General features: G+C 65.3%; 23 protein-coding genes. 9 read left to right on the top strand and 14 right to left on the bottom strand.

All coding sequences use genetic code 11. From position 1 onward, the window contains the following. Window positions 1-33: 33 nt before the first annotated feature. On the top strand, window positions 34-2,337 hold the full coding sequence (locus CDQ92_RS17340; RefSeq protein WP_088442990.1) for a patatin-like protein: 2,304 nt from the start codon (window positions 34-36) through the stop codon (window positions 2,335-2,337). A gap of 107 nt (window positions 2,338-2,444) precedes the next feature. On the opposite strand, the gene dnaJ is transcribed toward CDQ92_RS17340, so the two are convergent. Together dnaJ and dnaK are read right to left on the bottom strand one after the other, a co-directional pair. Next, a complete protein-coding gene (gene dnaJ, locus CDQ92_RS17335) occupies window positions 2,445-3,563 on the bottom strand; it encodes a molecular chaperone DnaJ (protein WP_088442988.1) in 1,119 nt (372 codons plus the stop codon). A 152-nt stretch (window positions 3,564-3,715) separates the two neighbouring features. Continuing rightward, window positions 3,716-5,623 carry a molecular chaperone DnaK gene (gene dnaK, locus CDQ92_RS17330; RefSeq protein ID WP_088442986.1) on the bottom strand — a complete coding sequence of 636 codons (1,908 nt, stop codon included), beginning with the start codon at window positions 5,621-5,623 and terminating at the stop codon, window positions 3,716-3,718. A gap of 153 nt (window positions 5,624-5,776) precedes the next feature. On the opposite strand from dnaK, the gene CDQ92_RS17325 reads away from it, so the two are divergent. The 5 genes from CDQ92_RS17325 to CDQ92_RS17305 all read left to right on the top strand — a co-directional run bounded on the left by CDQ92_RS17325 (window position 5,777) and on the right by CDQ92_RS17305 (window position 9,242). Then, window positions 5,777-6,307, top strand: a complete 531-nt coding sequence (locus CDQ92_RS17325; protein ID WP_088442984.1) for a copper chaperone PCu(A)C — start codon at window positions 5,777-5,779, stop codon at window positions 6,305-6,307. A 6-nt stretch (window positions 6,308-6,313) separates the two neighbouring features. Then, window positions 6,314-6,790 carry a vgr related protein gene (locus CDQ92_RS17320; RefSeq protein WP_088442982.1) on the top strand — a complete coding sequence of 159 codons (477 nt, stop codon included), beginning with the start codon at window positions 6,314-6,316 and terminating at the stop codon, window positions 6,788-6,790. Further along, window positions 6,787-7,359 carry a hypothetical protein gene (locus CDQ92_RS17315; protein WP_088442980.1) on the top strand — a complete coding sequence of 191 codons (573 nt, stop codon included), beginning with the start codon at window positions 6,787-6,789 and terminating at the stop codon, window positions 7,357-7,359. Before CDQ92_RS17320 ends, CDQ92_RS17315 begins: the two co-directional genes overlap by 4 nt. 15 nt (window positions 7,360-7,374) lie before the next feature. Beyond that, complete coding sequence (locus tag CDQ92_RS17310; RefSeq protein WP_088442978.1) at window positions 7,375-7,818, top strand: PH domain-containing protein; 444 nt, start codon at window positions 7,375-7,377, stop codon at window positions 7,816-7,818. A gap of 68 nt (window positions 7,819-7,886) precedes the next feature. Continuing rightward, window positions 7,887-9,242, top strand: a complete 1,356-nt coding sequence (locus CDQ92_RS17305) for a DNA recombination protein RmuC (RefSeq protein WP_088442976.1) — start codon at window positions 7,887-7,889, stop codon at window positions 9,240-9,242. Between the two features lie 32 nt (window positions 9,243-9,274). On the opposite strand, the gene CDQ92_RS17300 is transcribed toward CDQ92_RS17305, so the two are convergent. The 8 genes from CDQ92_RS17300 to CDQ92_RS17265 all read right to left on the bottom strand — a co-directional run bounded on the left by CDQ92_RS17300 (window position 9,275) and on the right by CDQ92_RS17265 (window position 15,427). Continuing rightward, window positions 9,275-9,985: an META domain-containing protein gene (locus CDQ92_RS17300; protein WP_088443432.1), complete on the bottom strand. Its 711-nt coding sequence runs from the start codon at window positions 9,983-9,985 to the stop codon at window positions 9,275-9,277. Between the two features lie 162 nt (window positions 9,986-10,147). Next, window positions 10,148-10,960 (bottom strand): TrmH family RNA methyltransferase, encoded by an 813-nt coding sequence (locus CDQ92_RS17295; protein WP_088442974.1) that lies wholly within the window; start codon window positions 10,958-10,960, stop codon window positions 10,148-10,150. Window positions 10,961-10,964: 4 nt separating this feature from the next. Beyond that, on the bottom strand, window positions 10,965-11,243 hold the full coding sequence (locus tag CDQ92_RS17290; RefSeq protein WP_088442972.1) for an HPr family phosphocarrier protein: 279 nt from the start codon (window positions 11,241-11,243) through the stop codon (window positions 10,965-10,967). Beyond that, window positions 11,240-11,644, bottom strand: a complete 405-nt coding sequence (locus CDQ92_RS17285; protein ID WP_088443430.1) for a PTS sugar transporter subunit IIA — start codon at window positions 11,642-11,644, stop codon at window positions 11,240-11,242. The genes CDQ92_RS17290 and CDQ92_RS17285 overlap by 4 nt, the downstream gene beginning before the upstream one ends. 38 nt (window positions 11,645-11,682) lie before the next feature. Beyond that, a complete protein-coding gene (gene rapZ, locus CDQ92_RS17280) occupies window positions 11,683-12,621 on the bottom strand; it encodes an RNase adapter RapZ (RefSeq protein ID WP_088442970.1) in 939 nt (312 codons plus the stop codon). After that, a complete protein-coding gene (locus CDQ92_RS17275; RefSeq protein ID WP_088442968.1) occupies window positions 12,618-13,064 on the bottom strand; it encodes an HPr kinase/phosphorylase in 447 nt (148 codons plus the stop codon). The genes rapZ and CDQ92_RS17275 overlap by 4 nt, the downstream gene beginning before the upstream one ends. A 55-nt stretch (window positions 13,065-13,119) precedes the next feature. Continuing rightward, the gene (locus CDQ92_RS17270) at window positions 13,120-14,751 is read right to left on the bottom strand and encodes a sensor histidine kinase (RefSeq protein ID WP_088442966.1); all 1,632 of its coding nucleotides are present in this window, start codon (window positions 14,749-14,751) and stop codon (window positions 13,120-13,122) included. Beyond that, window positions 14,717-15,427: a response regulator transcription factor gene (locus CDQ92_RS17265; RefSeq protein ID WP_088442964.1), complete on the bottom strand. Its 711-nt coding sequence runs from the start codon at window positions 15,425-15,427 to the stop codon at window positions 14,717-14,719. Before CDQ92_RS17265 ends, CDQ92_RS17270 begins: the two co-directional genes overlap by 35 nt. Before the next feature lie 246 nt (window positions 15,428-15,673). Between CDQ92_RS17265 and CDQ92_RS17260 the strand changes: the two genes are divergently transcribed. Continuing rightward, a complete protein-coding gene (locus tag CDQ92_RS17260) occupies window positions 15,674-17,275 on the top strand; it encodes a phosphoenolpyruvate carboxykinase (RefSeq protein WP_088442962.1) in 1,602 nt (533 codons plus the stop codon). Between the two features lie 50 nt (window positions 17,276-17,325). Continuing rightward, window positions 17,326-17,775, top strand: coding sequence for a hypothetical protein (locus CDQ92_RS17255; RefSeq protein ID WP_088442960.1), 450 nt, complete (start codon window positions 17,326-17,328; stop codon window positions 17,773-17,775). On the opposite strand, the gene CDQ92_RS17250 is transcribed toward CDQ92_RS17255, so the two are convergent. The 3 genes from CDQ92_RS17250 to CDQ92_RS17240 form a co-directional block, all read right to left on the bottom strand. Continuing rightward, window positions 17,772-18,707, bottom strand: a complete 936-nt coding sequence (locus CDQ92_RS17250; protein ID WP_088442958.1) for a DUF2268 domain-containing putative Zn-dependent protease — start codon at window positions 18,705-18,707, stop codon at window positions 17,772-17,774. The two genes, CDQ92_RS17255 and CDQ92_RS17250, sit on opposite strands and share 4 nt — an antisense overlap. Continuing rightward, window positions 18,707-20,548 carry a DUF885 domain-containing protein gene (locus CDQ92_RS17245; RefSeq protein ID WP_169714583.1) on the bottom strand — a complete coding sequence of 614 codons (1,842 nt, stop codon included), beginning with the start codon at window positions 20,546-20,548 and terminating at the stop codon, window positions 18,707-18,709. Before CDQ92_RS17245 ends, CDQ92_RS17250 begins: the two co-directional genes overlap by 1 nt. A 255-nt stretch (window positions 20,549-20,803) precedes the next feature. Then, on the bottom strand, window positions 20,804-21,202 hold the full coding sequence (locus CDQ92_RS17240; RefSeq protein ID WP_088442954.1) for a DUF3597 domain-containing protein: 399 nt from the start codon (window positions 21,200-21,202) through the stop codon (window positions 20,804-20,806). A gap of 176 nt (window positions 21,203-21,378) precedes the next feature. On the opposite strand from CDQ92_RS17240, the gene CDQ92_RS17235 reads away from it, so the two are divergent. After that, window positions 21,379-22,014 carry a DUF937 domain-containing protein gene (locus CDQ92_RS17235; protein ID WP_088442952.1) on the top strand — a complete coding sequence of 212 codons (636 nt, stop codon included), beginning with the start codon at window positions 21,379-21,381 and terminating at the stop codon, window positions 22,012-22,014. Window positions 22,015-22,066: 52 nt separating this feature from the next. On the opposite strand, the gene CDQ92_RS17230 is transcribed toward CDQ92_RS17235, so the two are convergent. Next, entirely contained in the window at window positions 22,067-22,681 is a 615-nt protein-coding gene (locus tag CDQ92_RS17230) for a GNAT family N-acetyltransferase (protein ID WP_088442950.1), read from the bottom strand. Between the last annotated feature and the right edge of the window lie 175 nt (window positions 22,682-22,856).

Here is a 22,856-nt window from a genome sequence, read left to right as displayed (position 1 = left end):
CGTCGCACCCCAAACCGCGCTATCACCGCTCGCATGCGGGAAAAGGAACTGCGCTTCGCCCTGATTTGCTACGGCGGAATCAGCCTCGCCGTCTATATGCACGGCATCACCAAGGAAGTGTGGCGCCTCGCCGCGGCGTCGCGGGCCTTTCATGACGGCGCCCCCCAACAAGGCTCGGGCGCGGTCTATGGCGAACTGCTGACCGCTATCGCCGCGCGCAGCAATGTCCGGCTGCGCGTCCTTGCCGACATCGTCGCGGGGGCGAGCGCGGGCGGGATCAACGGCATTTTTCTCGCGCGCGCGCTCGCGAACGGGCAGTCGCTCGACCCGCTCACCGACCTGTGGCTGGACAGCGCCGACGTCGACAAGCTGATCGACCCCGACGCGCGGCCGCTGTCGGCGGCGACCAAATTCTGGGCGGTGCCGATCGCTGGCTGGATGATGAAAAAGCGCGGCAATGTCATCGACCGCACCGTCGGGCATGGCGCGCAGGACGAGGTGCGCGCGAAGCTGTCGCGCTTCGTGCGCGCGCGCTGGTTTGAGCCACCGTTCGGCGGCGAGACCTTTGCGAACCTGCTGCTCGATGCCTTCGACGCGATGGAGCAGGGCCCGCGCGGGCCGGTGCTGGTGCCCGATGGCCAGCCGGTCGACCTGTTCGTGTCGGTCACCGATTTTGCCGGGCACAGCGTGCCGTTGGCGCTCAACAGCCCGGCGCGGGTAACGGAGGACGAACATCGGCTGATGCTGCACTTTCGCGAGGACAGCCGCACCGGCGCGCGGCTTGATGATGTGCCTGGACTGACCGCCGCGGCGCGCGCGACCGCCAGCTTTCCAGGTGCCTTTCCGCCCTTCACGCTGCGCGAGCTCGACAGGGTGCTGGCCAAGCGGGAGATTGACTGGCCGGGCCGCGATACCTTCATCCGCACCCAGCTACCCGCGACGGCCGAGGGCGATCCTGCCGACCGGGTGCTGATCGACGGCTCGGTGCTCGCTAATGCGCCCTTCCGTCCCGCCATCGCGGCGCTGAAACAGCGCCCGGCGCGGCGCGAGATCGATCGGCGTTTCGTCTATATCGACCCCAAGCCCGATTATCGCTCGATCAGCTTCGGCAAGCCCGCAGCGACCGAAGAGGCACGGCTGCCGGGTTTCCTGCCGACGATCCTCGGCGCGCTCTCCGAAATCCCTCGCGAACAGCCGATCCGCGAGAATGTCGAAGCGATCGAAGGCATGTCGCGCCGCATCCGCCGCATGCAGCATATCGTCGACGCGATGAAGGTCGAGGTCGAGGAACAGGTCGCGGCGCTGTTCGGCAGCACCTTCTTTCTCGATACGCCGACGGTGGCACGGCTCGAAAAATGGCGGGCGAAAGCGCAGGATCAGGCTGCGGCGCGCGCGGGCTTTGCCTATGCGCCTTATGGCCATCTCAAGCTGTCGGCGGTTATCGAGGAACTGGCCTCCCTGATCGACCGGCTGCTCCCGCCCGAGGGCGCGGTGCATCAGGCGAACCGGCGGCTGGCCTTATGGGACGAGGCGCGGGCGCGCGGGCTCGACCGGATCTCGGGCAAGAAGGGCGCGGGGGCAAGCGGCGATGCCATCGCCTTTTTCCGCACCCATGACCTCGGTTTCCGCATCCGCCGCCTGCGCTTCCTGGCGCGCGAACTCGATACCTCGGTCGAGGCGACGCGCGATGGCCGCGATCCGGTGTGCGAGGATATGCGCGAGGCGATCTTTACTGCGCTCGGGCTCTATCTCGATCGGCAGGGCGATGCGTGGCTCGCGGGTCTCGACCTGCCCGCCGACGCGGGGCCAGGCGACTGGATCGACGCGGTCGCGGCGCGGCGCGACCTGACCGCGATCGACGGCCAAGCCGATACGCTGATCGCCGCCGCGCTGGCGGCGATGCCGAAGGATGATCGGCGGACGCTGCTGCTCGCCTATCTTGGCTACCCCTTTTACGATATCGCGACCTTGCCTTTGCTGCAGGGCGAGGGGTTCGACGAATATGACCCGATCAAGATCGACCGCATCTCGCCATCCGATGCGACCGCGATCCGTACCGGCGGCGCCGCGGCGATGCTCAAGGGCATCGAGTTCAACAGCTTCGGGGCTTTCTTCAGCCGTGCCTACCGCGAGAATGACTATCTGTGGGGCCGCCTGCACGGCGCCGACCGGCTGATCGACATCGTCGCGAGCAGTGTAGGCGGCGACAAGGGGTTGTCGGCGGAAGAGTTGAAGGCAATCAAGCGCCGTGCGTTTCACGCGATACTAGATGAGGAGGAGGGGCGGCTGCCGAAGGTTGCGGGGTTGATCGCGGAGTTGAGGGGAGAGATTGGGTAGCGTATCCCGTCATTGCGAGCGGAGCGAAGCAAACCAGAGCGGTTTACGCCTACTCTGGATTGCCGCGTCGCTTCGCTCCTCGCAGCGTTAAGGGAGCGACGAGCTACCTAATCCCGTAAATCGTCCCACATATCCTTGATTCGCCCGAAAAAGCCCTGGCTCGCCGGGCATTCGTCGCCGGTCTCGGTCTCGCGAAATTCGGCGAGCAATTCCTTTTGGCGGGCGCTGAGCTTCGTGGGGGTTTCCACATCGACCTGCACGACCAGATCGCCATGGCCGCGGCCATTGAGCACCGGCATCCCGGCGCCGCGCTGGCGCAATTGCTTGCCCGACTGGATGCCCGCGGGAATGTTGATGTCGTGCTTGGCACCGTCGAGGCCGGGAATGCTGATCTCGCCCCCCAAGGCCGCCGTGGTGAAGCTGATCGGCGCGCGGGTGAAGAGCGTGGTGCCTTCGCGCTCGAACACCTTGTGCCGCGCCATGTGCAGGAAAATATAAAGGTCGCCCGGCGCCGCGCCGCGCGCGCCGCTCTCCCCTTCGCCTGACAGGCGGATGCGGGTGCCTTCGTCGACCCCTGCGGGGATGTTGACGGTCAGCGTCTTGCGCCGGTCGACGCGGCCTTCGCCATGGCATGAGTTGCAAGGGTCGGCGATGACCTCGCCCGCGCCCTGACAGGTCGGGCAGGTGCGCTCGACCATGAAGAAACCCTGTTGCGCGCGGACCTTGCCGTGACCGGCGCAGGTCGCGCAGCGGCTGGTCTGGGTGCCGGGCTTGGCGCCTGATCCGTCGCACGCGTCGCAGCGCGCCGCGACATCGACCTGGATCTCGCGGGTGATCCCGGTGAAGGCATCCTCCAGCCGGATTTCCATGTCGTAGCGCAGGTCAGCGCCGCGCGCGGGACCGCGTTGCTGCCGCCCGCCGCCGAACGCCGAGCCGAAGATCGATTCGAAAATATCGCCAATGTCGCCGAAATCGCCCCCGGCCCCCGGCCCGCCGCCGCGCACGCCATCCTTGCCGAACCGGTCATAGGCGGCGCGCTTTTGAGGATCACGCAGGCAGTCATAGGCTTCGCTGATCGCCTTGAATCGGGCTTCGCTGTCTTTGCACCCTGGATTCTTGTCGGGGTGAAATTTCATGGCCAGCTTGCGGTAGCTGGTCTTCAGCGTTGCTTCGTCGGCGGTGCGATCGCATTCGAGCAGTTCGTAATAGTCGATGTCGAGACTCATGGTCGGCTCATGCCCCTGAGGGTGCAGCCCTTCGAGACGGGCCTTGGACTTCGCTCAGTCCCTCCTCAGGGCGAACGGATAAAGATACACCGTTCGCCCTGAGGAGCCATTGAGCTTGTCGAAATGGCGTCTCGAAGGGCATGCCCTAACGCTTATTTCTTGTCGTCTTCGACTTCGGAGAATTCGGCATCGACGACATCTTCGTCGGTCTTTGCCTCGCCAGCATCGTCGGCGCCGGGGGACGCGGCGGCCTGCTGTTCCTTCTCGTAAATCGCCTGGCCCAGCTTCATCGCGACCTGCGCAAGTGCCTGGCTCTTTTCGGTCATCGCGGCGCTGTCGCCGCCTTCGACCGCGGTCTTGGCTTCGGCCACCGCCGCTTCGATTTCGGCCTTCAGCGCAGCGTCAACCTTGTCGCCATGCTCGACGAGCTGGCGTTCGGTCGAGTGGATCAGGCTTTCGGCGTTGTTCTTCGCTTCGGCAGCTTCGCGGCGCACCTTGTCCTCTTCGGCGAACTGCTCGGCGTCCTTGACCATCTGGTCGATGTCCGCGTCACTGAGGCCGCCGCTGGCCTGGATCTTGATCTGCTGTTCCTTGCCGGTGCCCTTGTCCTTGGCGTGAACCGACACGATGCCATTGGCGTCGATGTCGAAGGTCACTTCGATCTGCGGCACGCCGCGCGGGGCGGGGGGAATGCCGACCAGGTCGAACTGGCCGAGCATCTTGTTGTCCTGCGCCATTTCGCGCTCGCCTTGGAACACGCGGATCGTCACCGCCGACTGGTTGTCGTCAGCGGTCGAATAGACCTGCGACTTTTTAGTCGGGATCGTCGTGTTGCGGTCGATCATCTTGGTCATGATGCCGCCCAGCGTCTCGATACCCAACGACAGCGGGGTCACGTCGAGCAGCAGCACGTCCTTGACGTCGCCCTGCAGCACGCCGGCCTGGATCGCGGCGCCGATTGCGACGACTTCATCGGGGTTCACGCCGGTGTGTGGTTCCTTGCCAAAGAAGTCCTTCACGACTTCGCGCACCCGCGGCATGCGGGTCATGCCGCCGACGAGCACCACTTCGTCGATCGCGCTCGCCGAAATGCCGGCGTCCTTGATCGCCTTCTTGCAGGGTTCCAGCGTGCGCTTGACCAGCTCTTCGACCAGCTTTTCGAGGTCGGCGCGCGTGATCGTCTTGACCAGATGCTTCGGCCCGTTGGCGTCGGCGGTGATGAAGGGCAGGTTGACCTCGGTCGTTGCCGCCGACGACAGCTCGATCTTCGCCTTTTCGGCGGCTTCCTTCAGGCGCTGGAGCGCGAGCTTGTCGCCGCGCAGGTCAATGCCTTCGTCTTTCTTGAAGGTATCGGCGAGGAATTCGACGACCTTGCTGTCGAAATCTTCGCCGCCCAGGAAGGTGTCGCCGTTGGTCGACTTCACTTCGAACACGCCATCACCCACCTCGAGGATCGAGATGTCGAAGGTGCCGCCGCCGAGGTCATAGACCGCGATCGTTTTGTTCTCGGTCTTGTCGAGGCCGTAGGCGAGCGCTGCCGCGGTCGGCTCGTTGATGATGCGCAGGACTTCAAGGCCGGCGATCTTGCCGGCATCCTTGGTCGCCTGCCGCTGCGCGTCGTTGAAGTAGGCGGGAACAGTGATCACCGCCTGCGTCACGGTTTCGCCCAGATAGCTCTCGGCGGTTTCCTTCATCTTCTGCAGGATGAAGGCGGAAATCTGCGAAGGCGAATAATCCTCGCCGCCTGCCTTGACCCACGCGTCGCCGTTGGTGCCCTTGACGATCGTGTAAGGGACGAGCTCGGTGTCCTTCTTGGTGATCGGATCGTCGAAGCGGCGGCCGATCAGGCGCTTCACTGCGAACACGGTGTTTTCGGGGTTGGTGACCGCCTGGCGCTTGGCCGGCTGGCCGATCAGGCGTTCGCCATCCTTGGCAAAGGCCACGATCGACGGCGTCGTCCGCGTGCCTTCGACATTTTCGATAACCTTGGGCTTGCCGCCTTCCATCACCGCGACACAGCTGTTGGTGGTGCCGAGGTCGATCCCGATCACTTTTGCCATTTGTTACTCGTCCTTGTTGCTTCTGCGGCGCCCTGAAAAGGCACGCCTGACATGGGGTTCTGGGCGCGATATAGGTGCGCTAATCCTTGGCACAAGGGCTTTGAAGGCTTATCGGGGATGCGAAATCATGCACCGTCACGGAGTCCTCCCGAAATGAAACCTTTTGCCATTGCCGCCCTCGCCGCTACCGCGCTCACTATGACGGCGTGCGGGGAAAAGCTGGGCGCGGCCAAGCCGCTCAATGTCGTCAGCGGCCATATCGTGATGGGTGCCACCCCTGATCGCCCCGCCGTCGGCTATTTCCGGGTTCAGGGCGGGCCGCAGCCGGTCGAACTGGTCGCGGTGACCGCCGACCTCGCGCAGCGGGTCGAAATGCACGAAAGCGTGCGCGAAAACGGCATGATGACGATGAAGCCACTGGCACGCGCCGCTGTCCCGGCCAAGGGCGAGCTGGTGTTCAAGCAGGGCGGCAAGCATCTAATGATCTGGGGCATCAACGGCGCTGCGGTACGTGCAGGCAAGCTGCCGATGGCGTTTGTGTTCACCAACAACAACAATGAACGCATCCTGTTCGACATGGTGATCAAGCCGGCCGATGGCGCGGCGGGTGGCGAAGCGGCGATGGACCATGACGCAATGGGGCATGGCGAAGACAAGGCGGCGCCGGACGCAGCCAAGAAGTAAGCGCGGGTGCCGCGCACCTCGCGCCCCCTGACCAGCGGCGAAATAGCGCTCGCCCGGACCGTGTTCGGCGACGCGATTGCTTATGACCTCGTCCGCATCTGCCATCACAAATGGATATTCTTCCAGCCGCGCGGCGTTGTGATGGCGCCGATGGGCAGCCTGCATTTCAACCCGCATGGCGAGCTCTATTGCGACGATTTCAGCGCCGCGTCGCAGCGGCTGCAAGGGCTGTTCGTCCACGAAATGACGCATGTCTGGCAGGCGCAAACGCGTGGGCGCTGGTATCTGGTGCTGATGCGCCACCCGTTCGCGACGTACAGCTACAGCCTCAAGCCCGGCTGGCTGCTCGAACGATACGGACTGGAGCAACAGGCCGAGATCGTCCGCCACTACTGGCTGCTGACACAGGGCATGGTCGTCGGCGGCGGTCCGGGGGTCGAGGCGTATCGCGCAATATTGCCCGAGGAATGGGGCACAGCATGAGCGATTTTGAATTCGTCTTCGTGCTTTACAGCCTGCTGCTCGGCCTCTCGATGGTCGAGCTGCTCGGCGGATTGGGCCGCGCGCTCGAGGTGCGCTTTGCGGCGCAGGCGGAGCGCGAGACGTTTTCGATCGGCTGGCTGACACCGCTGCTCGCGATCTTTGTGATGCTCGACCTCCTGTCCTTCTGGAGCGCGGCGTGGGTCGCGCGCACCAGCATCGCGGTGTCGACCACCACGCTGATGGCGGTCGCCGCCTTTGCCAGCGTGTATTTCCTCGCGGCGCGCTTGGTCTTTCCCTCGCATCCCGAAGGGTTTGGCAATCTCGACGTCCATTATTTCCGCGTCCGGCGGATCGTGCTGGGGTTGTTGCTCGTGCTGCTGGTGGCGCAGCTGGGCTACTATCTGTCGCTCCCCGATCTGGCGGCAAGTCTGGCGCGCCCGATCGCGTGGATCATGACCCTCGTTCTCGTGGCGCTGATGGCGGCCGCGATGGTCGTGAAGGATCGCCGCTGGAGTATCGCGATCCTGTCGCTGCTGGTCGCGCGCTATGTTGTGATCTATCTCATCTGAACGAAGGAGACGCCCATGCCTGAAGTCCTCGACCGCTTTCGTTCCTCGACCTGGGGCTGGCTGCGCGGAACGCTGCTCGGGTGGCTGACCTTGCTCCTGTGCCTCGTCGGCATCGGCTTCCTGATCATACTCGTCCAGTGGATCCGCTTTCTCGACGTCACCTATGAATTGACCGAGGACCGGCTGATCCTGCGCAAGGGCATTTTCGTCAAAAGCATCGACGAAATCGAGCTGTACCGCGTCAAGGACGTGCGGATGGATTTCACCATGATCAGCCAATGGGCTGGGATCGGTACGGTCGGCATCGATTCGAGCGACGAGACGACGCGCAAGGGCGCGCTGGTCATGCCCTATATCGAGCGCGCCGCCGAGCGCCGCGAGGAGATGCGGCGGCTGGTAGATGCGGCGCGGCAAAAACGCCGGGTGCGCGAACTCGATGTTTCGAGCGATTTGCTCTGACCGGGCAATTGGCGGCGCGGGCAATTACGGGCTAGCCAGCGGGGCGGCGTTCGTCCTATGTTCCGCTGATGGATGGAATGTCGCTTCTCATCGCCCTTGTCGCCCTCGCCATCGGCAGTCTGATCGGCTGGCTTTTCGCCGGTCGCCAATCGGGCGCGCTCAAGGCTGAACGCGACGGGTTGTCCGAGCGGTTCAAGGTTGCGGTCACCGACCTGACCGCCGAGGCCGAGGCACGCAAGGCAGCCGACATCCAGCTCGCCTCGCTGCTCAGCGAACAGCGCGCGCGCGACGCCGCGCATGACGCCCAGATCGCGCAACTGAAGGATGCACAGGCGGCGCTCACGACGCAGTTCCGCGAAGTCGGGCAGGTGATGCTCGACGGCGCGCAAAAGGCGTTCCTCGAACGTGCCGAGGCACGCTTCAAGGAAAGCGAAGCGACCGCCGGACAGAATCTGAAGGCGCTGCTGTCGCCCGTCCACGAGCGGCTCCAGAAATATGAGGAAGCGGTCGGCAAGGTCGAGGCCGAGCGGCGCGACGCTTTTGGCCTGCTCCACGGCCAGATCGCGGCGATGCGCGAAGGCACCGAACGCGTGTCGAGCGAGGCGGCGAAGCTGGTCAACGCGCTGCGCAACGCGCCCAAGGCGCGCGGGCGCTGGGGCGAGCAGCAGCTCAAGAACGTCCTCGAAAGCTGCGGCCTGTCCGAACATGCCGATTTCCAGACCGAGGTCAGCGTGACCGATGGCGACGGCGGCCGACTGCGCCCCGATGTCGTCGTCAAGGTGCCGGGCGGGCAGAGCTTGGTGATTGACGCCAAAGTATCGCTCAACGCCTATCAGGATGCGTTCGGCGCGGTCGAGGAGCGCGAGAAAGCGCTGCATCTCGTCGCCCACGCGACGGCAATGAAGGCGCATGTCAACACGCTGGGCGCCAAGGCCTATTGGAACCAGTTCGACGACACCCCCGATTTTGTCGTGATGTTTGTGCCGGGCGAACATTTCCTCGCCGCGGCGCTCGATCAGGATCCGACGCTGTGGGACTATGCGTTCGAGCGCAAGGTGCTGCTCGCGACCCCGACCAACCTTATCGCAATAGCGCGAACCGTCGCGGCGGTGTGGCGGCAGGAAAAGCTCGCCAATCAGGCGCGCGAGATCGCCGCTCTCGGCAAGGAGCTGTACGCGCGCATGTCGGTGATGGGGTCGCACATCGCCAAGGTCGGGCGCAATCTCGACCAGGCGACCGGCGCGTACAACGCCTTTGTCGGCAGCTTCGAATCGCAGGTGCTGACGCAGGCGAAGCGATTCGAGGCGCTCGATATCGAGACGGGCGACAAGGAAATTGCCGTGCTGCCGGTCGTCGAACAGGCGGCGCGCCCGCTCGCGAAGCTGGCGGCGGCGCCGGCGGCGGTCAACGACGCGGGTGAGTAACCGAACCCACGAACAGAATAAATGGACGGGCTTTAGATCACCCGCTTCAAGACCGCCGTCCGCCCTTCGCTCCCGGTCAAGATCAGCGACCCGTCATCGGTAAAAGTCAGGCTGACCGGCGCCGCCATCAATAGGAAGAACGTCGCTTCCTGCGTCATGCCCGGACCGGGACAGGCCATCTCGGTTGCCATCAGCGGCCCCGCGGTCAGATTGCCGTCCGCGGCCGCATAACCCCCCGAAAAGCGGTTGCACCCCGCGCTACCGCTCAGCCGCGCGCCGTCAAACTGGAGAGACGTCGGCCGATCCTTCGCCACCGCGACCCCGCCGATCGACACAAAGATCCAGCTCGTTCCGGCGAGCGTGTTGGGGGGCAGGATCTTGCCGCCGCAGCCTTGCAGCGTCTTGCCGCCGGCAACGACGCGCACCGTATCGGCAAAGCGGCGATCGCTCATCCCGTCGCTGCACGGCGCGGTCTTGATCACCACCGATAGCCGGTCGGTAACATAGGTGCGGCCGTTCAGCGACGGTTTGGCGCCAGGGTTCGGCACCATGATCTTGGTCGAGCCATAGTCGCCGTCATAGTTGAGCCGCGCCGGGGTGATCTCGAGCGTCCAGCCCGGCTCGGTGCCGAGCGCCAGATAGGCGGCGGCGGGAGCTCCGCCGGGGCTCTGCGGCGGCGATTGGGTCGCGGGCGCGCAGGCGGCGAGCGCGGGAAGGGTGAGCAGGGGCAACATGCGGATCATCACAAGCTCCTTTACTCCGTTCGTGTCGAGCGAAGTCGAGACACCCGTCGGCATCGTGCAAGGTCGAAAGGCAACTCGACGTCGCTCGATGCGAACAGGAAGAGAGGGTTTTGATAATAGCATGATGTTGGCGGGCGGCTGAACAGAAATGCCGTCCACGGTTCAGCGTCGTCGCTGGTTCAGCACCTCATACGCCATCACCGCAGTCGCGACCGCAGCGTTCAGGCTGTCGGCCTTGCCCAGCATGGGCATCTTCACGCGCACGTCGGCGGCGGCAGCATAGGCGGGCGGCATTCCTTGCGATTCATTGCCGGTGAGGATGAAGGTCGGCGCCGTATAGCGCACCGCCTGATAATCCTGCGTGTCATCGCCGAGCCACGTCGCGACGAGCTGCCCTGGCTCCTGCCGCAGCCAGGGCAGGAACTCGTCCCAGCGCGCCTGCACCAGCGCTTGCGTAAAGATTGCCCCCATGCTCGCGCGCACCGCCTCGACCGCATAGGGATCGGTGCTCTCGTCGAGCAGGATCAGCCCGCCCGCGCCGACCGCATCGCCGGTGCGCAGCATCGTACCGAGATTGCCGGGGTCGCGCAGGCGCTCGGCAACGAGCCAGATCGGTGCGGTGCTGCGGTCGAGATCGGCGAGAGTGGTTTTGGGTTCGGCGTAGATGCCGACAACGGTCTGGGCATTGTCCTTGCCCGACAATTTGGAGAGGATCGCGGGGGTCGTGTCGATCGCTTCGCCGCCCGCGGACAGCGTGTCGGCAACCAGCGCCGCGGCGAGCGGATGTGCGTCGCCTTCCGGCCCGAGAAACAGCCACAACGGCAGAACCCCCGCCTCGCGCGCCTCGGTCGCGATGCGCAGCCCTTCGGCCAGGAACAGTCCCTCGGCGCGGCGATGGCGTTTCTCGCGCAACAAGCGCATCCGCTTGATCAGCGGGTTGGAGAGACTTTCGATTTGGGAGCGGCGACCGGTCATCCGGTCAATCCTCGCCGAAGCTGTCCTTGACCAGCCCGACCAGCTTGAGCAGCGCGGCATCGGCGCCGTCGCCGCTGGTGTGGATCGTTATCGTATCGCCTTTCGCGGCGCCCAGCATCATCAGGCCCATGATCGATGTGCCGTTGACGCGCGATCCGCCCTTTTCGACCTCGACCGCCACCGTTTCGGGCAGGCGGCTGACAAAGGTGACGAATTTGGCGCTGGCGCGCGCGTGGAGGCCGCGCTGGTTGGTGATCTCGACGGTCTCCGAAACCGCGGTCACGAACCAACCCCCAGCATTTCGGAGGCAACCGAAATATATTTCTGCCCGGCTTCCTTCGCCGCGATCACCGCGGCGCGCAGTTCCATCGACTTGCGCGCGCTTTCCAGCCGGATCAGCATCGGCAGATTGACCCCGGCGATCACTTCGGTGCGCCCCGATTCGAGCAGGCTGATGGCCAGGTTCGACGGGGTGCCGCCGAACAGGTCGGTCAGCATGACGACGCCGCGGCCTTCATCGACCTGGCGAATCGAGTCAGCAATTTCCTTGCGGCGCATTTCCATATTGTCGTTGGGGCCGATGCAGACGGTCGCGATCGCGCGCTGCGGCCCGACGACATGCTCCATCGCACGCACCATCTCCTCGGCCAGACGGCCGTGGGTGACAAGGACCATTCCCAGCAACGGCAAGGCTTTATCGGTGGGCATGAACTGCGAGACCCTTATGTTTTTCCAGTCGCTGCGGAAGGCGCAGGCGGGGGCTTGCCCTCAAGCCCATCTTGCGGGGCAGAGTCAAGGTTGCGGTGGGTGAGCACTGGCTCATATCCGGACGCGCGCAGCTTTTGGGCCACACGCGCGGCGACATGGACCGAGCGGTGGCGGCCGCCGGTGCAACCGAACGCTATCGTCACATAGCTTTTGCCCTCGACGCGGTAGCGCGGCAGCAACGTCAGGATCAGCTTTTCGATCTGGGCGACGCTGTTTTCATAGGCCGGATCGGCCATCACATAGGCGGCGACGTCGGCATCGAGCCCGGTGCCGGGTTTCAATTTCGCGTCCCAATGCGGGTTGCGCAGATAACGCATGTCGAACACCAGGTCGGCATTGCGCGGCAGTCCGCGCGCGAAACCAAAGCTCAGGATGTTGAGCACCGGCTCATCATGATTGCTATCGCCAAAGCGCTGGCGGACTTCTTGTTGCAAGTCGTTGCTGCTGTAGTTGGTCGTGTCGATGACATGCTCGGCCCAGCGGCGCAGCGGCTCCATCATCTCGCGCTCGCGCGCGATGCCGTCGGCAGCGGGGCGATCCTCGGCCATCGGATGGCGGCGGCGCGTTTCGGAAAAGCGGCGTTCGAGCTCTGCCCCCGCGCAGTCGAGGAACAGCGTCTGGACGTCGCGCCCGCCGATCTCGCGCAGCGCCTTGATCCGCTGCACCAGCAATGCGGGACGAAACCCCCGGCTCCGGCTGTCGATCCCGACAGCCAGCGGACGCCCAGCCTCGCTGCGCTTCACCGGCGCGTCGATCAGCGTTTCGAGCAGCGCGAGCGGCAGATTGTCGACGACTTCCCAGCCCAAATCCTCAAGCACCTTGAGCACGGTCGATTTGCCCGCACCCGACAGGCCGGTGACCAAGAGCAGCCGCGGATCGGCTGCGTCCTTCATGCCCCGTTCGCCAGCCGGTCGAGCGCCAGCATGACCTTGATCGGCGCCGAACCCTCGAAGGCCGACAGCGTGACCGACGGCAAGTCGTGCCCGGCAATCCTTTCGGCCGCGCGTTCGGGGGGCATGCGTTCATACCGATCGGCAAGGCGCACCGCGATTGCCAACGGCACCGGCGCGACCCATGCCTTCTCGACGATCCCCAGCCCGCGCACTTCCAGCTTGCCCGCCAGCTCGGCGGGCGGGCGGCACCACAAACGGTCGCGTTCGAACCAGATGTCGCAGCGATCGTCGGCGACCAGCCGCGCACCGCGATCGATCAGCCGCAGCGCCAGGTCGGACTTGCCCTGTCCCGACACGCCAAGCAACAAAATGCCGCGGCTGCCCGCGGCGACGCAGCTCGCGTGGATATTGACGATATCGGGTCTGGTCCGGCTGGGCAGCATCGGCGCAGGCTTACCGGCGACGGGGCGGTGCTGCAAGGCGATAGGCTGCGCGGCCTCAACTGTCGGTCGTACCATTCTCGTGTGCGGGCAGCGTGATCAGCAGGCTCGCCCCGGATCGGCCGTCGTCGCGGTCCTTGGCGCTGATCGTGCCGTTATGGCCCTCGATGATTGTGCGGGCGATTGCGAGACCCAGTCCGCTGTGGCGACCAAAGGCCTCGCCCGGGGGACGTTCGCTGTGAAAGCGGCGGAAAATCGCCTCGCGCTGGGCAGGTTCGATCCCCGGGCCGTCGTCGTCGACCCGAACATGCACCTCGTCGCCCAGCCGCGTTGCGGCGATACAGACCAGCCCCGCTGCTGGCGAGAAGCTGATCGCATTGTCGATCACATTGTCGATGGCGCGTTCCAGCCGGTGACCGTCGCCCATCACCAATGTCGTGCCTTTGCGCGGGCGGGCAAAGGCGAGGCGCGGGTGCGGCATGTCGGCGTCGATGCGCGCCTGGCGCGCGGCGAGCATCGATTCGATCATCATCCCGACGTCGATCGGTTCGAACAGGGTGCGCGACAATTGGGCATCGACGCGGCTCGCCTCGCTAATGTCGTTGACCAACCGGTCGAGTCGCCGCACATCCTCGTCGGCGATCGCCAGCAATTGTGCGCGCTGCTCGTGATTGCCGACGCGCCCCAATCCCTCGATTGCCGACCGCACCGACGCTATCGGGTTCTTGAGTTCGTGGGTGACGTCGGCGGCGAAATGTTCGCCTGCGTCGATCCGCTGCCGCAATGCCTGCGTCATGTCCGACAGCGCGCGCGCCAACGTGCCGATCTCGTCGCGGCGGCTTGGCAGGCGCGGGACAACGACCTCGCGCGCCCGGCCCAGACGCACGCGCACCGCTGCGCGGGCCAGACGGCGCAGCGGCTGGACGATCGTGCGGGCGAGGAACAGCGACAGCAGGATCGAGGTGATAAGGACCATCGCGACGACCACGGCCAGGCGGAATCGTTCAGCGCGCACGGTACGCGTGATGTCGCGGGCGTTGAGCGTCATCAACATGACCTGTTGCGTGTCCAGATCGAGCAAGGCCGCGGCGCTCAGCAGCGGGGTCCGTTCGGGTGCGTAGCGGAAGCGTGCCGCTACCTTGCCACGTTGTTGCGCCTCAATGACTTCAGGCCATGCCGCAGCGCGGTCGATCGCGGGTTCGCGAAAGTCGGGATAGGACGGCGCGCCGACGATCCAGTCGATGCCGCGGTCCATCGCGCGCGCAGCGTCGCGCTGCCACGCCTGCAAATTGGGATCGCGGAGCGTATAGGTCGCGGGGCCGGTCGCAAAGCTGTCCGAAAGCAGCCGACCGTCGGCAGCATAGAAACGCAGGCGCGATTCGGTCGCCGCCGTGAATTCGGCGATCAGCCGGTCGCGCTGGTCGGGGCGTGCGGCCTCGAGCGCGCTATCGAGGAGCGCGAGCTGGTCCGTCATCACCTCGATGCGCGTATCGACGAGGCGGCTGCGATAGGTGTCGAGATAATAAAAGCCGCCCGCGAGCAGCGCGACCGCGAGGATATTGACCGCGAGGATGCGCGTCGTAAGCGACCATCGCGCCGACCAGACGAGCGGCGATTCCTCCTGCTCGGCGATGCTCGCGTCGGGTTTGAGGGTGTCAACTGTCGTCGGCAAAACGATACCCCGCACCATAGAGGGTCGCGATCGCGTCGAATTCGGGATCGACCTCGCGAAACTTGCGGCGCAGGCGTTTGATGTGGCTGTCGATCGTGCGGTCGTCGATATAGACATCGTCCTGATAGGCGGCGTCCATCAACTGGTTGCGGCTGCGCACGATGCCGGGGCGTGCGGCGAGCGTTTCGAGGATCAGGAATTCGGTGACGGTCAAGGTCACACCCTTGCCGTCCCACGCGACCTTGTGCCGCGCTGGGTCCATGCTCAGCCGCCCGCGGGTGATCGGCTCGGCCACCGGCTCGTCGTCAGCTGCGGGCGCATTCTGGTTCAGCTCGACGCGGCGCAGGATCGCCCGGATGCGCGCGATCACTAAGCGCTGGGAAAAGGGTTTGGCGATATAGTCGTCGGCGCCCATCGCCAGCCCCAGCGCCTCGTCGATCTCGTCGTCCTTGCTGGTCAGGAAGATAACGGGAAGCTGGCTTTTTTCGCGCAGGCGGCGGAGCAGTTCGAGCCCGTCCATGCGCGGCATCTTGATGTCGAACACGGCGAGGTCGGGGGGATTGTCGAGCAGCGGCTTCAGCGCCGCCTCGCCATCCGAATAGACGCGCGTTACAAACCCCTCGGCCTGGAGCGCGATGGAGAGCGATTGCAGGATGTTGCGGTCGTCGTCGACCAGCGCGATTGTTGCCGTCATGCTCTTTCCGTTGGGCGGGGCCGGGTGCAGAGCTAGCCTATCCCGCCGCGACCGACAACCGTCACAGAACGGCACGGGCGCGCGCGGGAATCTTTTGACCTCGTCCGGCATCCTCGCTAACGCGACCCTTAATTTACGGAATCGGCGTCACGTCGGCACCCATGGTAATGCGGGCCTGCCCTTATGCGCGGCATCCTCTGCATACCTATGCAATCGGGGCCGACGGACATGGGAAAGGCTTGAACGATGACACAGGTGGCGATCGGCAATCAGACCGTCGAAACGCAGGCGGAGGTCGCCGAAAACTGGGGTACCTCGGCGCTGATCGAGGATGCCATTCGGCACGGCGAAGGCCTGCTCGCCAAGGATGGCCCGTTGGTCGTCGAAACCGGCAAGCACACCGGCCGGTCGGCGAAAGACAAGTTCATCGTCCAGGACGACGAGACGGCAGGCACCATCTGGTGGGGCAAGACCAACGTCCCGATGACCCCCGATCATTTCGCCGCGCTCAAAGCCGATTTCTTCGCGCACATGGCGGCGCGCCCGCGACTGTTCCGCCAGCAGCTGTTCGGCGGTTCGCAGCCCGAGCACCGCGTCGCGGTGCAGGTCGTCACCGAATTCGCCTGGCACAGCCAGTTCATCCGCACCTTGCTCGTCCGCCCGAGTGCCGCGGAGCTGGCGGCGTTCGCGGCCGAATATACGATCATCGACCTGCCGAGCTTCCGCGCCGATCCGGCGAAGCACGGCACGCGCACCGAAACCGTGGTTGCGGTGAACTTCACCGAAAAGCTCGTGCTGATCGGCGGCACCGCTTATGCCGGCGAAATGAAGAAGTCGGTGTTCGGCATCCTCAACTATCTGCTCCCTGTAAAAGGCGTGATGCCGATGCATTGCTCGGCGAATATGGGTCCGAACGGCGACACCGCGGTATTCTTCGGCTTGTCGGGTACCGGCAAGACGACGCTGTCGGCCGATGCGTCGCGCACGCTGATCGGTGATGACGAGCATGGCTGGTCGGACACCGCGGTCTTCAACTTCGAAGGCGGCTGTTATGCCAAGATGATCCGCCTGTCGCCCGAGGCCGAGCCCGAGATTTTCGCGACGACGAAGCGTTTCGGCACTGTGTTGGAAAATGTCGTGATCGACCCGGTCACGCGCGAGCTCGATTTCGACGATGCCAGCCTCGCCGAGAACAGCCGCGGTTCGTACCCGATCGACTTCATTCCGAACACGTCGGAACAGAATATGGGTCCGGTGCCGCAGAATATCATCATGCTGACCGCCGATGCCTATGGCGTGCTACCCCCGATCGCGAAGCTGACTCCCGATCAGGCGATGTATCACTTCCTGTCGGGCTACACCGCGCGCGTGGCCGGGACCGAAATCGGCGTGACCGAGCCCGAGGCGACCTTCTCGACCTGCTTCGGTGCGCCGTTCATGCCGCGTCATCCGTCGGTGTACGGCAATCTGCTGAAGGAACGCATCGCCAAGGGCGGCGTCCAGTGCTGGCTGGTCAACACCGGCTGGACCGGCGGCATGGCGACGATGGACGGCATCAAGCGGATGCCGATCAAGGCGACCCGTGCGCTGCTCAACGCCGCGATCGAGGGCAGCCTCAACGACGCCGAATTCCGCAAGGATCCGAACTTTGGCTTCATGGTTCCGGTCGCGGTGCCGGGGGTCGACAGCGCGCTGCTCGACCCGCGTGAGGCGTGGGCCGACAAGGCCGCCTATGATCGCACCGCGCAGGTGCTGGTCGGCCAATTCATCGACAATTTCGCGCAATTTGCGGACCATGTCGACGAAGGCGTCCGCCAGGCGGCACCGCAGGCCGCGGTCGCCGCGTAACTTGCCCGGAAAACTTCCGGGTGCTCAATCACCCGGAAGGACCGGACCAAATGACCACCGACTATTCACCGCGCCTGTTCGAGCGCGACACCGACATCCGCGCGCTGGGCGAAAGCCTGCTCGCCTGTACCCTGCCGCGCGAAGCGTGGACGCACGAGGCGCATCTGGGCGCGTGCCTGTGGCTGCTCAGCGAGCGGACCGACATCGATGTCGATGCCCAGATCGGCACCATCATCGGCCGCTTCAACGAGAGCGTCGGCGGGGTCAACGACGACACGCAGGGTTATCATGACAGCATCACGCGCGCGTATGTCGCGGGGGTGCGATTGTTCCTGTCGGAGACGGAGGAGACCGAACTGGCGGCGCGCGTCAACGCAATGTTGCGGTCCGATGTCGGAAGGCGGGACTGGCCGCTGCGCTTCTACAGCCGCGATCTGCTGTTTTCGATCGCGGCGCGGCGGCGGTTCGTTGACCCCGACCTCGCGCCGCTCCCCGCCTAAAGCTTCATTCCCGGCGTCCAGCCGCTTGCCGCGAGGAAAGCGGCTGGATCGCGCATTTCGATGATCGCCTTGAGCGCCGCCGCCTTGTCGGGCGCGCGGCTGTAATAGCTTTTGACGATCCGGTAGCCGACCCAATAGCCTAGGTCTCCCGGCCAATCCGGGGTGCCGAGCTGGTTGTAAACCCAGCGCGAATCATTCGCCTTGCCGTCCTTTTCCGCCGAAAAATCGCGTTCGACCGCGGCCTCGCGCCCCGCAGCCCAGCGGTGCAGATGGGTGTAAGCGACCCAACCGCCGATCTGTTCGGCAACAAATTCGGCGGCGCCCTCGACGAGCGAGGCGTGGAGCACGCTGTCGCTATCGCTTTCGACCTGCGCGAGCGGTTGCTGGGCATGGACATATTCGTGCGCGATGACATGGACGAACCGGTCTTCGTCATCGGCTTCGAAGAATTTCGCCGCGCATAGCGCTTCAAGCGAGACGTACAACCCCTTGCCATCCGCCGCCGCGACAGGCGTGCCGCGGCTCATTGCGATGGTGATCGGCGGAAAAATCGCCGGCGGATAGAGTTCCGCCAGCCGATCGGTCGCGGCGGTCAGTCGGCCCCGGACATTGCCGAGCGTTTTGGCGCAACCCCGCGCGTCGCGATAAAGATCGGGCTTCTCGCGCAGGGCCTTTGCCACGCGTTCGGGCGTGATCCGGCGCATCGCCATGAACTCGATCAGCCCCGGTGACGCATCGGCGAGGTAGCGCGTCGCCAGCACATCGGGCTGCGCGGCGATCGCTGGGTCGTCGTACAAGGCATAGAAGCGATCGACGTCCGACGTCACGATCGCGACGCGTGCGCTTCCCGGGGCCGGGGCGTCCGCGGCATGGCCGCCGCTGCTCGCTAGCAGCGCCGCACCTAGTGTCGACAAGGCGATCCGCCACCGCATCAGCCCTTATTCTCCGCCACATAGGCGGCAACATTCTGCGCCAGCACGTCGAGCGGCACATTGCCGCCCTCGACGACGACATTGTTGAAATCGCGCAGGTCATATTTCGTCCCCAGCGCCGCCTGCGCCAGCCCGCGCTGGCGGACGATCTCGCTGTGGCCGACCTTGTATCCACATGCTTGCCCGGCCCAGCTGCAATAACGATCGACCTCGCTCGCGACCTCGAGCGGGTTCGAGCCGTTTTCCTTGACGAAAAACTCGACTCCCTGCTCGCGCGTCCAGCGTTTCGCATGCAGGCCGGTGTCGACGACAAGGCGGCAGGCGCGGAAGGCGAGTGACTGGAGGTAACCGAGCCGCCCGACCTCGAAATCATCGAAGAGGCCGAGCTCGTCGGCAAGCTGCTCGGCATACAGCGCCCACCCTTCAGAATAGGCATTGAACGCCAGCATCGTGCGGATCAGCGGCATCTGGTTGGCATATTCGCCCTGCCACACATGCCCCGGGATCGCCTCGTGAAAGGTCAGGTCGGGCAGCGAATATTTGCTGTGCAGGTCGGTGGTGTGCAGGTTTATCCAGAATTTGCCGGGAATGCTGCCGTCGATCGACCCGGCGCCGCCATAGGCCGCAGGCGCGCCCGGTTCCTCGGCCAGCGGCAGTCGTTTCACCTCGACATTGCCGCGGACCAGGGTGCGAAAGGCGCGCGGCATTTCAGCGCGGATCTTGCCGAGCCAGGTCTGGATATAGGCCATGATCTCCGCGCGGCCCGTGTCATTGTTCGGAAACTGGAAGCGCGGATCCTTGGCCAGCGCGTTCATCCGGTCGCCGACCGACCCCTGCGTATAGCCAAGCCGCTTCAGGATCGGGTCCATCTGTCCCTGCAACTCGGCCAGTTCCGCGCGCCCCATGCGGTGGATTTCGTCAGGGGTCATCCGCGTTGTGGTGCTGGCGCGCAGGCCCCACGCATACCATTCGTCGCCGCCGGGCCGCGCCCACATCCCTGCGTCCATCGTGGCGCGGGGGCGCTGTGTCTTCAGTTCGGCGATCTGGCGTGCGAGCGCCGCGCTGACCGGACCGCGGGCAATGGCGCCCGCACGGGCGCCCCAGTCGCCCGCCAGCCCCGCGTCGCGCGCTTTCGTCGCCAGCGCGTCGGCCAGACTGCCGCCGCCGCGGGCGTCGGCCAGCGTTGCCTCGATCTGCGGCAGCGCCTTGTCGATCAGGAAGGCGGGGGCGATCATTCCCTGTGCGCCCCCCGCCTTGAGCCGCTCGGTTTCGCCATCGAGGACGCCGGCAAATGCCCCAAGTCGCGCCAGATAGGCCTCAGCATCGGCGCTCGTTTTCACCGGCTGGTCGCTGGTCAGCAGGCGGGGCACGTCGAGATAGGCGCCGACATTCTGGATCACGACATAGGGCGTGTTGCGCCAGCCGCCGACCGCGACATCGCCATAGGGCAGGGCGAAGCCGTCGAGCGCGACGCCATAGGCGCTCTCGACAACCGCCAGGCTGGTGCGCGTCTTGTGATCGATGCGGTCGACGCCGCCCGCTTCCGTAAAGGTGCGGACGCGTGCGACGTCGGCCTTCAGCGTGTTTGCGACGGCTTGTTGTCCGGCGGCCGAGCGGTCGGACAGCTTGCCGCGCTCGGCGGCGCGTGCGCCGGTATCGATGCCGAGCGAGGTCGCGCCCTCGGGCGACAGCGCGAGCAGATTGTCGGCGATCGACGCTAGCAGCGCCTCGGCAGCGGCCTGCGGCGTAGCAGTGGCTGACGACAGGGCTGCGATCCCTGCTGGCCCGCGGCTGCACGCGGTCAGCGCAAGGCTCGCCGCGCCGGTACCGAGCGTGGCCATCGTTTGGCGGCGGGTGAACGGGGTGGACAGGTTCTGATGCACGCGGCGGCTCCCTTGCGACTTTGTTTCTTCTGAAACCTGTCTAAGCGGCGCGGCGTTACGGTCAATGGGAACCATATCCGCCCTGCGGCGAGGCCGTGGGGAGGGGGACATCCGAAGGATGGTGGAGGGGCAGCGACGACGCTTCATGGCCCCTCCGTCAGCCCTGAGGGCTGCCACCTCCTCATGGCTTCGCTACAGGGAGGATCGACGATGTCAGTCGGTCAGGTCGGCGGGCACCTTGCCGCCGTTCGCGGCGAGTTCGCGCATCACCGCCTTGTGCAGCCAGATGTTCATCTCGGCGCTGCCGTCGAGCTCGCCAGTATAGCCGAGTTCGGTCGCCAGCTCCTTGCGGTTGGCAAGGCTCGAATCGATACCGAGCAGTTTCATAAGGTCGACGATCGAGGTGCGCCAGTTGAGGTCTTTGCCCGCCGCTTCGGCGGTCAGGATCGCGTCGACATCGACTTCGGCAGGCGGAGCCGTGGCGGCGGCCGCCATCGCGCTGGTCGCGGCGTCGAGCGCGCTGCCGACCGGGTTCGGCGCTGCCGGTGCGGGCTCTGCCGCGACCGCCTTCTTGCCGAAAATCGCGTCTTTGATGCTACTGAAAATGCCCATGATTTTACTCCCACTACGGCGCGGCCCAACCCGGAAAGGGTGAGTCGGTTGTTCGCAGGCTAGGACTATGCATCTGAAAATGACAGCCAAATGAACGACTCGTCCTCCGCGCCCGCACTGTTATAGTCACGCGGGTGGGCGTAGTCCGATCTGCGCCGGAGTGGGAGATTAGCGACATGAACCTGACCGACATTTTGGCGCAGGCCGGCGGCATCGAATCGATGGCAAAAGACCTGGGCATTCCACCCGCCATGGCCAAGCAGGGCGCCGAGGCGCTGCTGCCCGCGATCCTGGGCGGGTTCAAGAAACAGGCGCAATCGGGCGGGATCGAAGGGCTGGGCGGGCTGCTCGGCCAGCTTGGCGGTGGCGGTCTGCTCGATTCGGTGCTGGGATCGCAGCCGACCCCGGTGGCACCCGGCAACGAGGTGCTCGGCCAGATTTTCGGATCGAAGGACGTCAGCCGCACCGTCGCCGGACAGGCGGCGACCCAGTCAGGGCTCGATTCGGGGTTGCTCAAAAAAATGCTGCCGATCCTCGCGATGATGGTCGCGGGCTATATGGCCAAGCAGAGCGGCCAGGCGCAGGGCGGCGGCGGTCTGGGTGACCTGATCGGCGGCGTGCTCGGTGGTTCGGGCGGCAGTGGCGGCCTCGGCGGGATGCTCGGTAATGTGCTGGGCGGCGCAGTCGGCGGCGGCGCAGCACCGGCGGCGGCCGGCGGCGGGCTGGGCGGCCTTGCCAACATGCTCGACCTGAACGGCGACGGCAATCCGCTCGACGACATCATGGGCATGGCGAGCAAGCTGGGACGCTGAGGCGCTCAGCTCAGCAGCCCCTCGGTATCCGAGGGGCTGCGGCTGCGCCTGTTCACGCCGCCTGCAATCGCCAGTCGTCGCGCATTTCGGCGGGCCATCGCGGTTTGCCTAGCGTGGCGACCGGGTCGTCGGCGTCATCCTTGTCATTTCCCGGCGCAGCGATGGAGCGCGCATATTCGATCGTCGGGGCAGGCGTGCCGCGCCCCCGGCTGGCGCGAACGATTTCGCGTCCGGTCGGCCGAAAGCCGAGCTTGCGGAGCACCGATCCTGAGGCCGGGTTGTCGACGAAATGCGACGCCATCAGATTGCGGATGCCCATGGTGCGCGCCAGATCGATCATGTGCCGACCGGCCTCGGTCGCATAGCCGAGCCCCCAGAACGGCCGCGCGACCCAATAGCCGAGCTCGACCAAGCCATCCTCCATATGGTCCATGCCAATGCAGCCGATGATGCGCGGGCTGCTGGCGGTGCGCTGGACCATCAGAAAGCGGCTGGGGTTGGCGCTCGACCACCCCGCCAGGAACGTCCGGGCATCGTCCTCGCTATAGGGCCAGGGCGCGCTGGCGAGGTTGCGGACGATCATCTCGTCGCCGATCGCACGGGCCAGCGCCGGGGCATCTTCCTGCCAGCCGGGCCGCAGCAACAATCTTTCGGTACGCGCAAACATCTTATCACTCCCAATTGTCGTCGCCATGGCGCCAGATGGTGACGCTTTGACGACATTCGATATGGAGGGAGATGGATGGCCCGATTTTCACGCCTGCCCGCCAAGTCGCGGACAATGGGCGAGAAAAAAGGGAGTCCGGGGATGACCCGTCTCCCTCTTTTCGAACTTTTTTTCC

The organism is Sphingopyxis bauzanensis, assembly GCF_002205675.1.
Lineage (GTDB): Bacteria > Pseudomonadota > Alphaproteobacteria > Sphingomonadales > Sphingomonadaceae > Sphingopyxis > Sphingopyxis bauzanensis.
Note: the sequence above shows the minus strand (reverse complement) of the source record. Positions and strands in the feature narration are given on the sequence as shown.

Coding starts and splice junctions, on each gene's coding strand:
- CDQ92_RS17340 (WP_088442990.1), top strand. CDS start 34: ATGCGGGAAAAGGAACTGCGCTTCGCCCTGATTTGCTACGGCGGAATC.
- dnaJ (WP_088442988.1), bottom strand. CDS start 3,563: ATGAGTCTCGACATCGACTATTACGAACTGCTCGAATGCGATCGCACC.
- dnaK (WP_088442986.1), bottom strand. CDS start 5,623: ATGGCAAAAGTGATCGGGATCGACCTCGGCACCACCAACAGCTGTGTC.
- CDQ92_RS17325 (WP_088442984.1), top strand. CDS start 5,777: ATGAAACCTTTTGCCATTGCCGCCCTCGCCGCTACCGCGCTCACTATG.
- CDQ92_RS17315 (WP_088442980.1), top strand. CDS start 6,787: ATGAGCGATTTTGAATTCGTCTTCGTGCTTTACAGCCTGCTGCTCGGC.
- CDQ92_RS17310 (WP_088442978.1), top strand. CDS start 7,375: ATGCCTGAAGTCCTCGACCGCTTTCGTTCCTCGACCTGGGGCTGGCTG.
- CDQ92_RS17305 (WP_088442976.1), top strand. CDS start 7,887: ATGGATGGAATGTCGCTTCTCATCGCCCTTGTCGCCCTCGCCATCGGC.
- CDQ92_RS17300 (WP_088443432.1), bottom strand. CDS start 9,985: ATGATCCGCATGTTGCCCCTGCTCACCCTTCCCGCGCTCGCCGCCTGC.
- CDQ92_RS17295 (WP_088442974.1), bottom strand. CDS start 10,960: ATGACCGGTCGCCGCTCCCAAATCGAAAGTCTCTCCAACCCGCTGATC.
- rapZ (WP_088442970.1), bottom strand. CDS start 12,621: ATGAAGGACGCAGCCGATCCGCGGCTGCTCTTGGTCACCGGCCTGTCG.
- CDQ92_RS17275 (WP_088442968.1), bottom strand. CDS start 13,064: ATGCTGCCCAGCCGGACCAGACCCGATATCGTCAATATCCACGCGAGC.
- CDQ92_RS17270 (WP_088442966.1), bottom strand. CDS start 14,751: ATGGTGCGGGGTATCGTTTTGCCGACGACAGTTGACACCCTCAAACCC.
- CDQ92_RS17265 (WP_088442964.1), bottom strand. CDS start 15,427: ATGACGGCAACAATCGCGCTGGTCGACGACGACCGCAACATCCTGCAA.
- CDQ92_RS17260 (WP_088442962.1), top strand. CDS start 15,674: ATGACACAGGTGGCGATCGGCAATCAGACCGTCGAAACGCAGGCGGAG.
- CDQ92_RS17255 (WP_088442960.1), top strand. CDS start 17,326: ATGACCACCGACTATTCACCGCGCCTGTTCGAGCGCGACACCGACATC.
- CDQ92_RS17250 (WP_088442958.1), bottom strand. CDS start 18,707: ATGCGGTGGCGGATCGCCTTGTCGACACTAGGTGCGGCGCTGCTAGCG.
- CDQ92_RS17245 (WP_169714583.1), bottom strand. CDS start 20,548: ATGGCCACGCTCGGTACCGGCGCGGCGAGCCTTGCGCTGACCGCGTGC.
- CDQ92_RS17240 (WP_088442954.1), bottom strand. CDS start 21,202: ATGGGCATTTTCAGTAGCATCAAAGACGCGATTTTCGGCAAGAAGGCG.
- CDQ92_RS17235 (WP_088442952.1), top strand. CDS start 21,379: ATGAACCTGACCGACATTTTGGCGCAGGCCGGCGGCATCGAATCGATG.
- CDQ92_RS17230 (WP_088442950.1), bottom strand. CDS start 22,681: ATGTTTGCGCGTACCGAAAGATTGTTGCTGCGGCCCGGCTGGCAGGAA.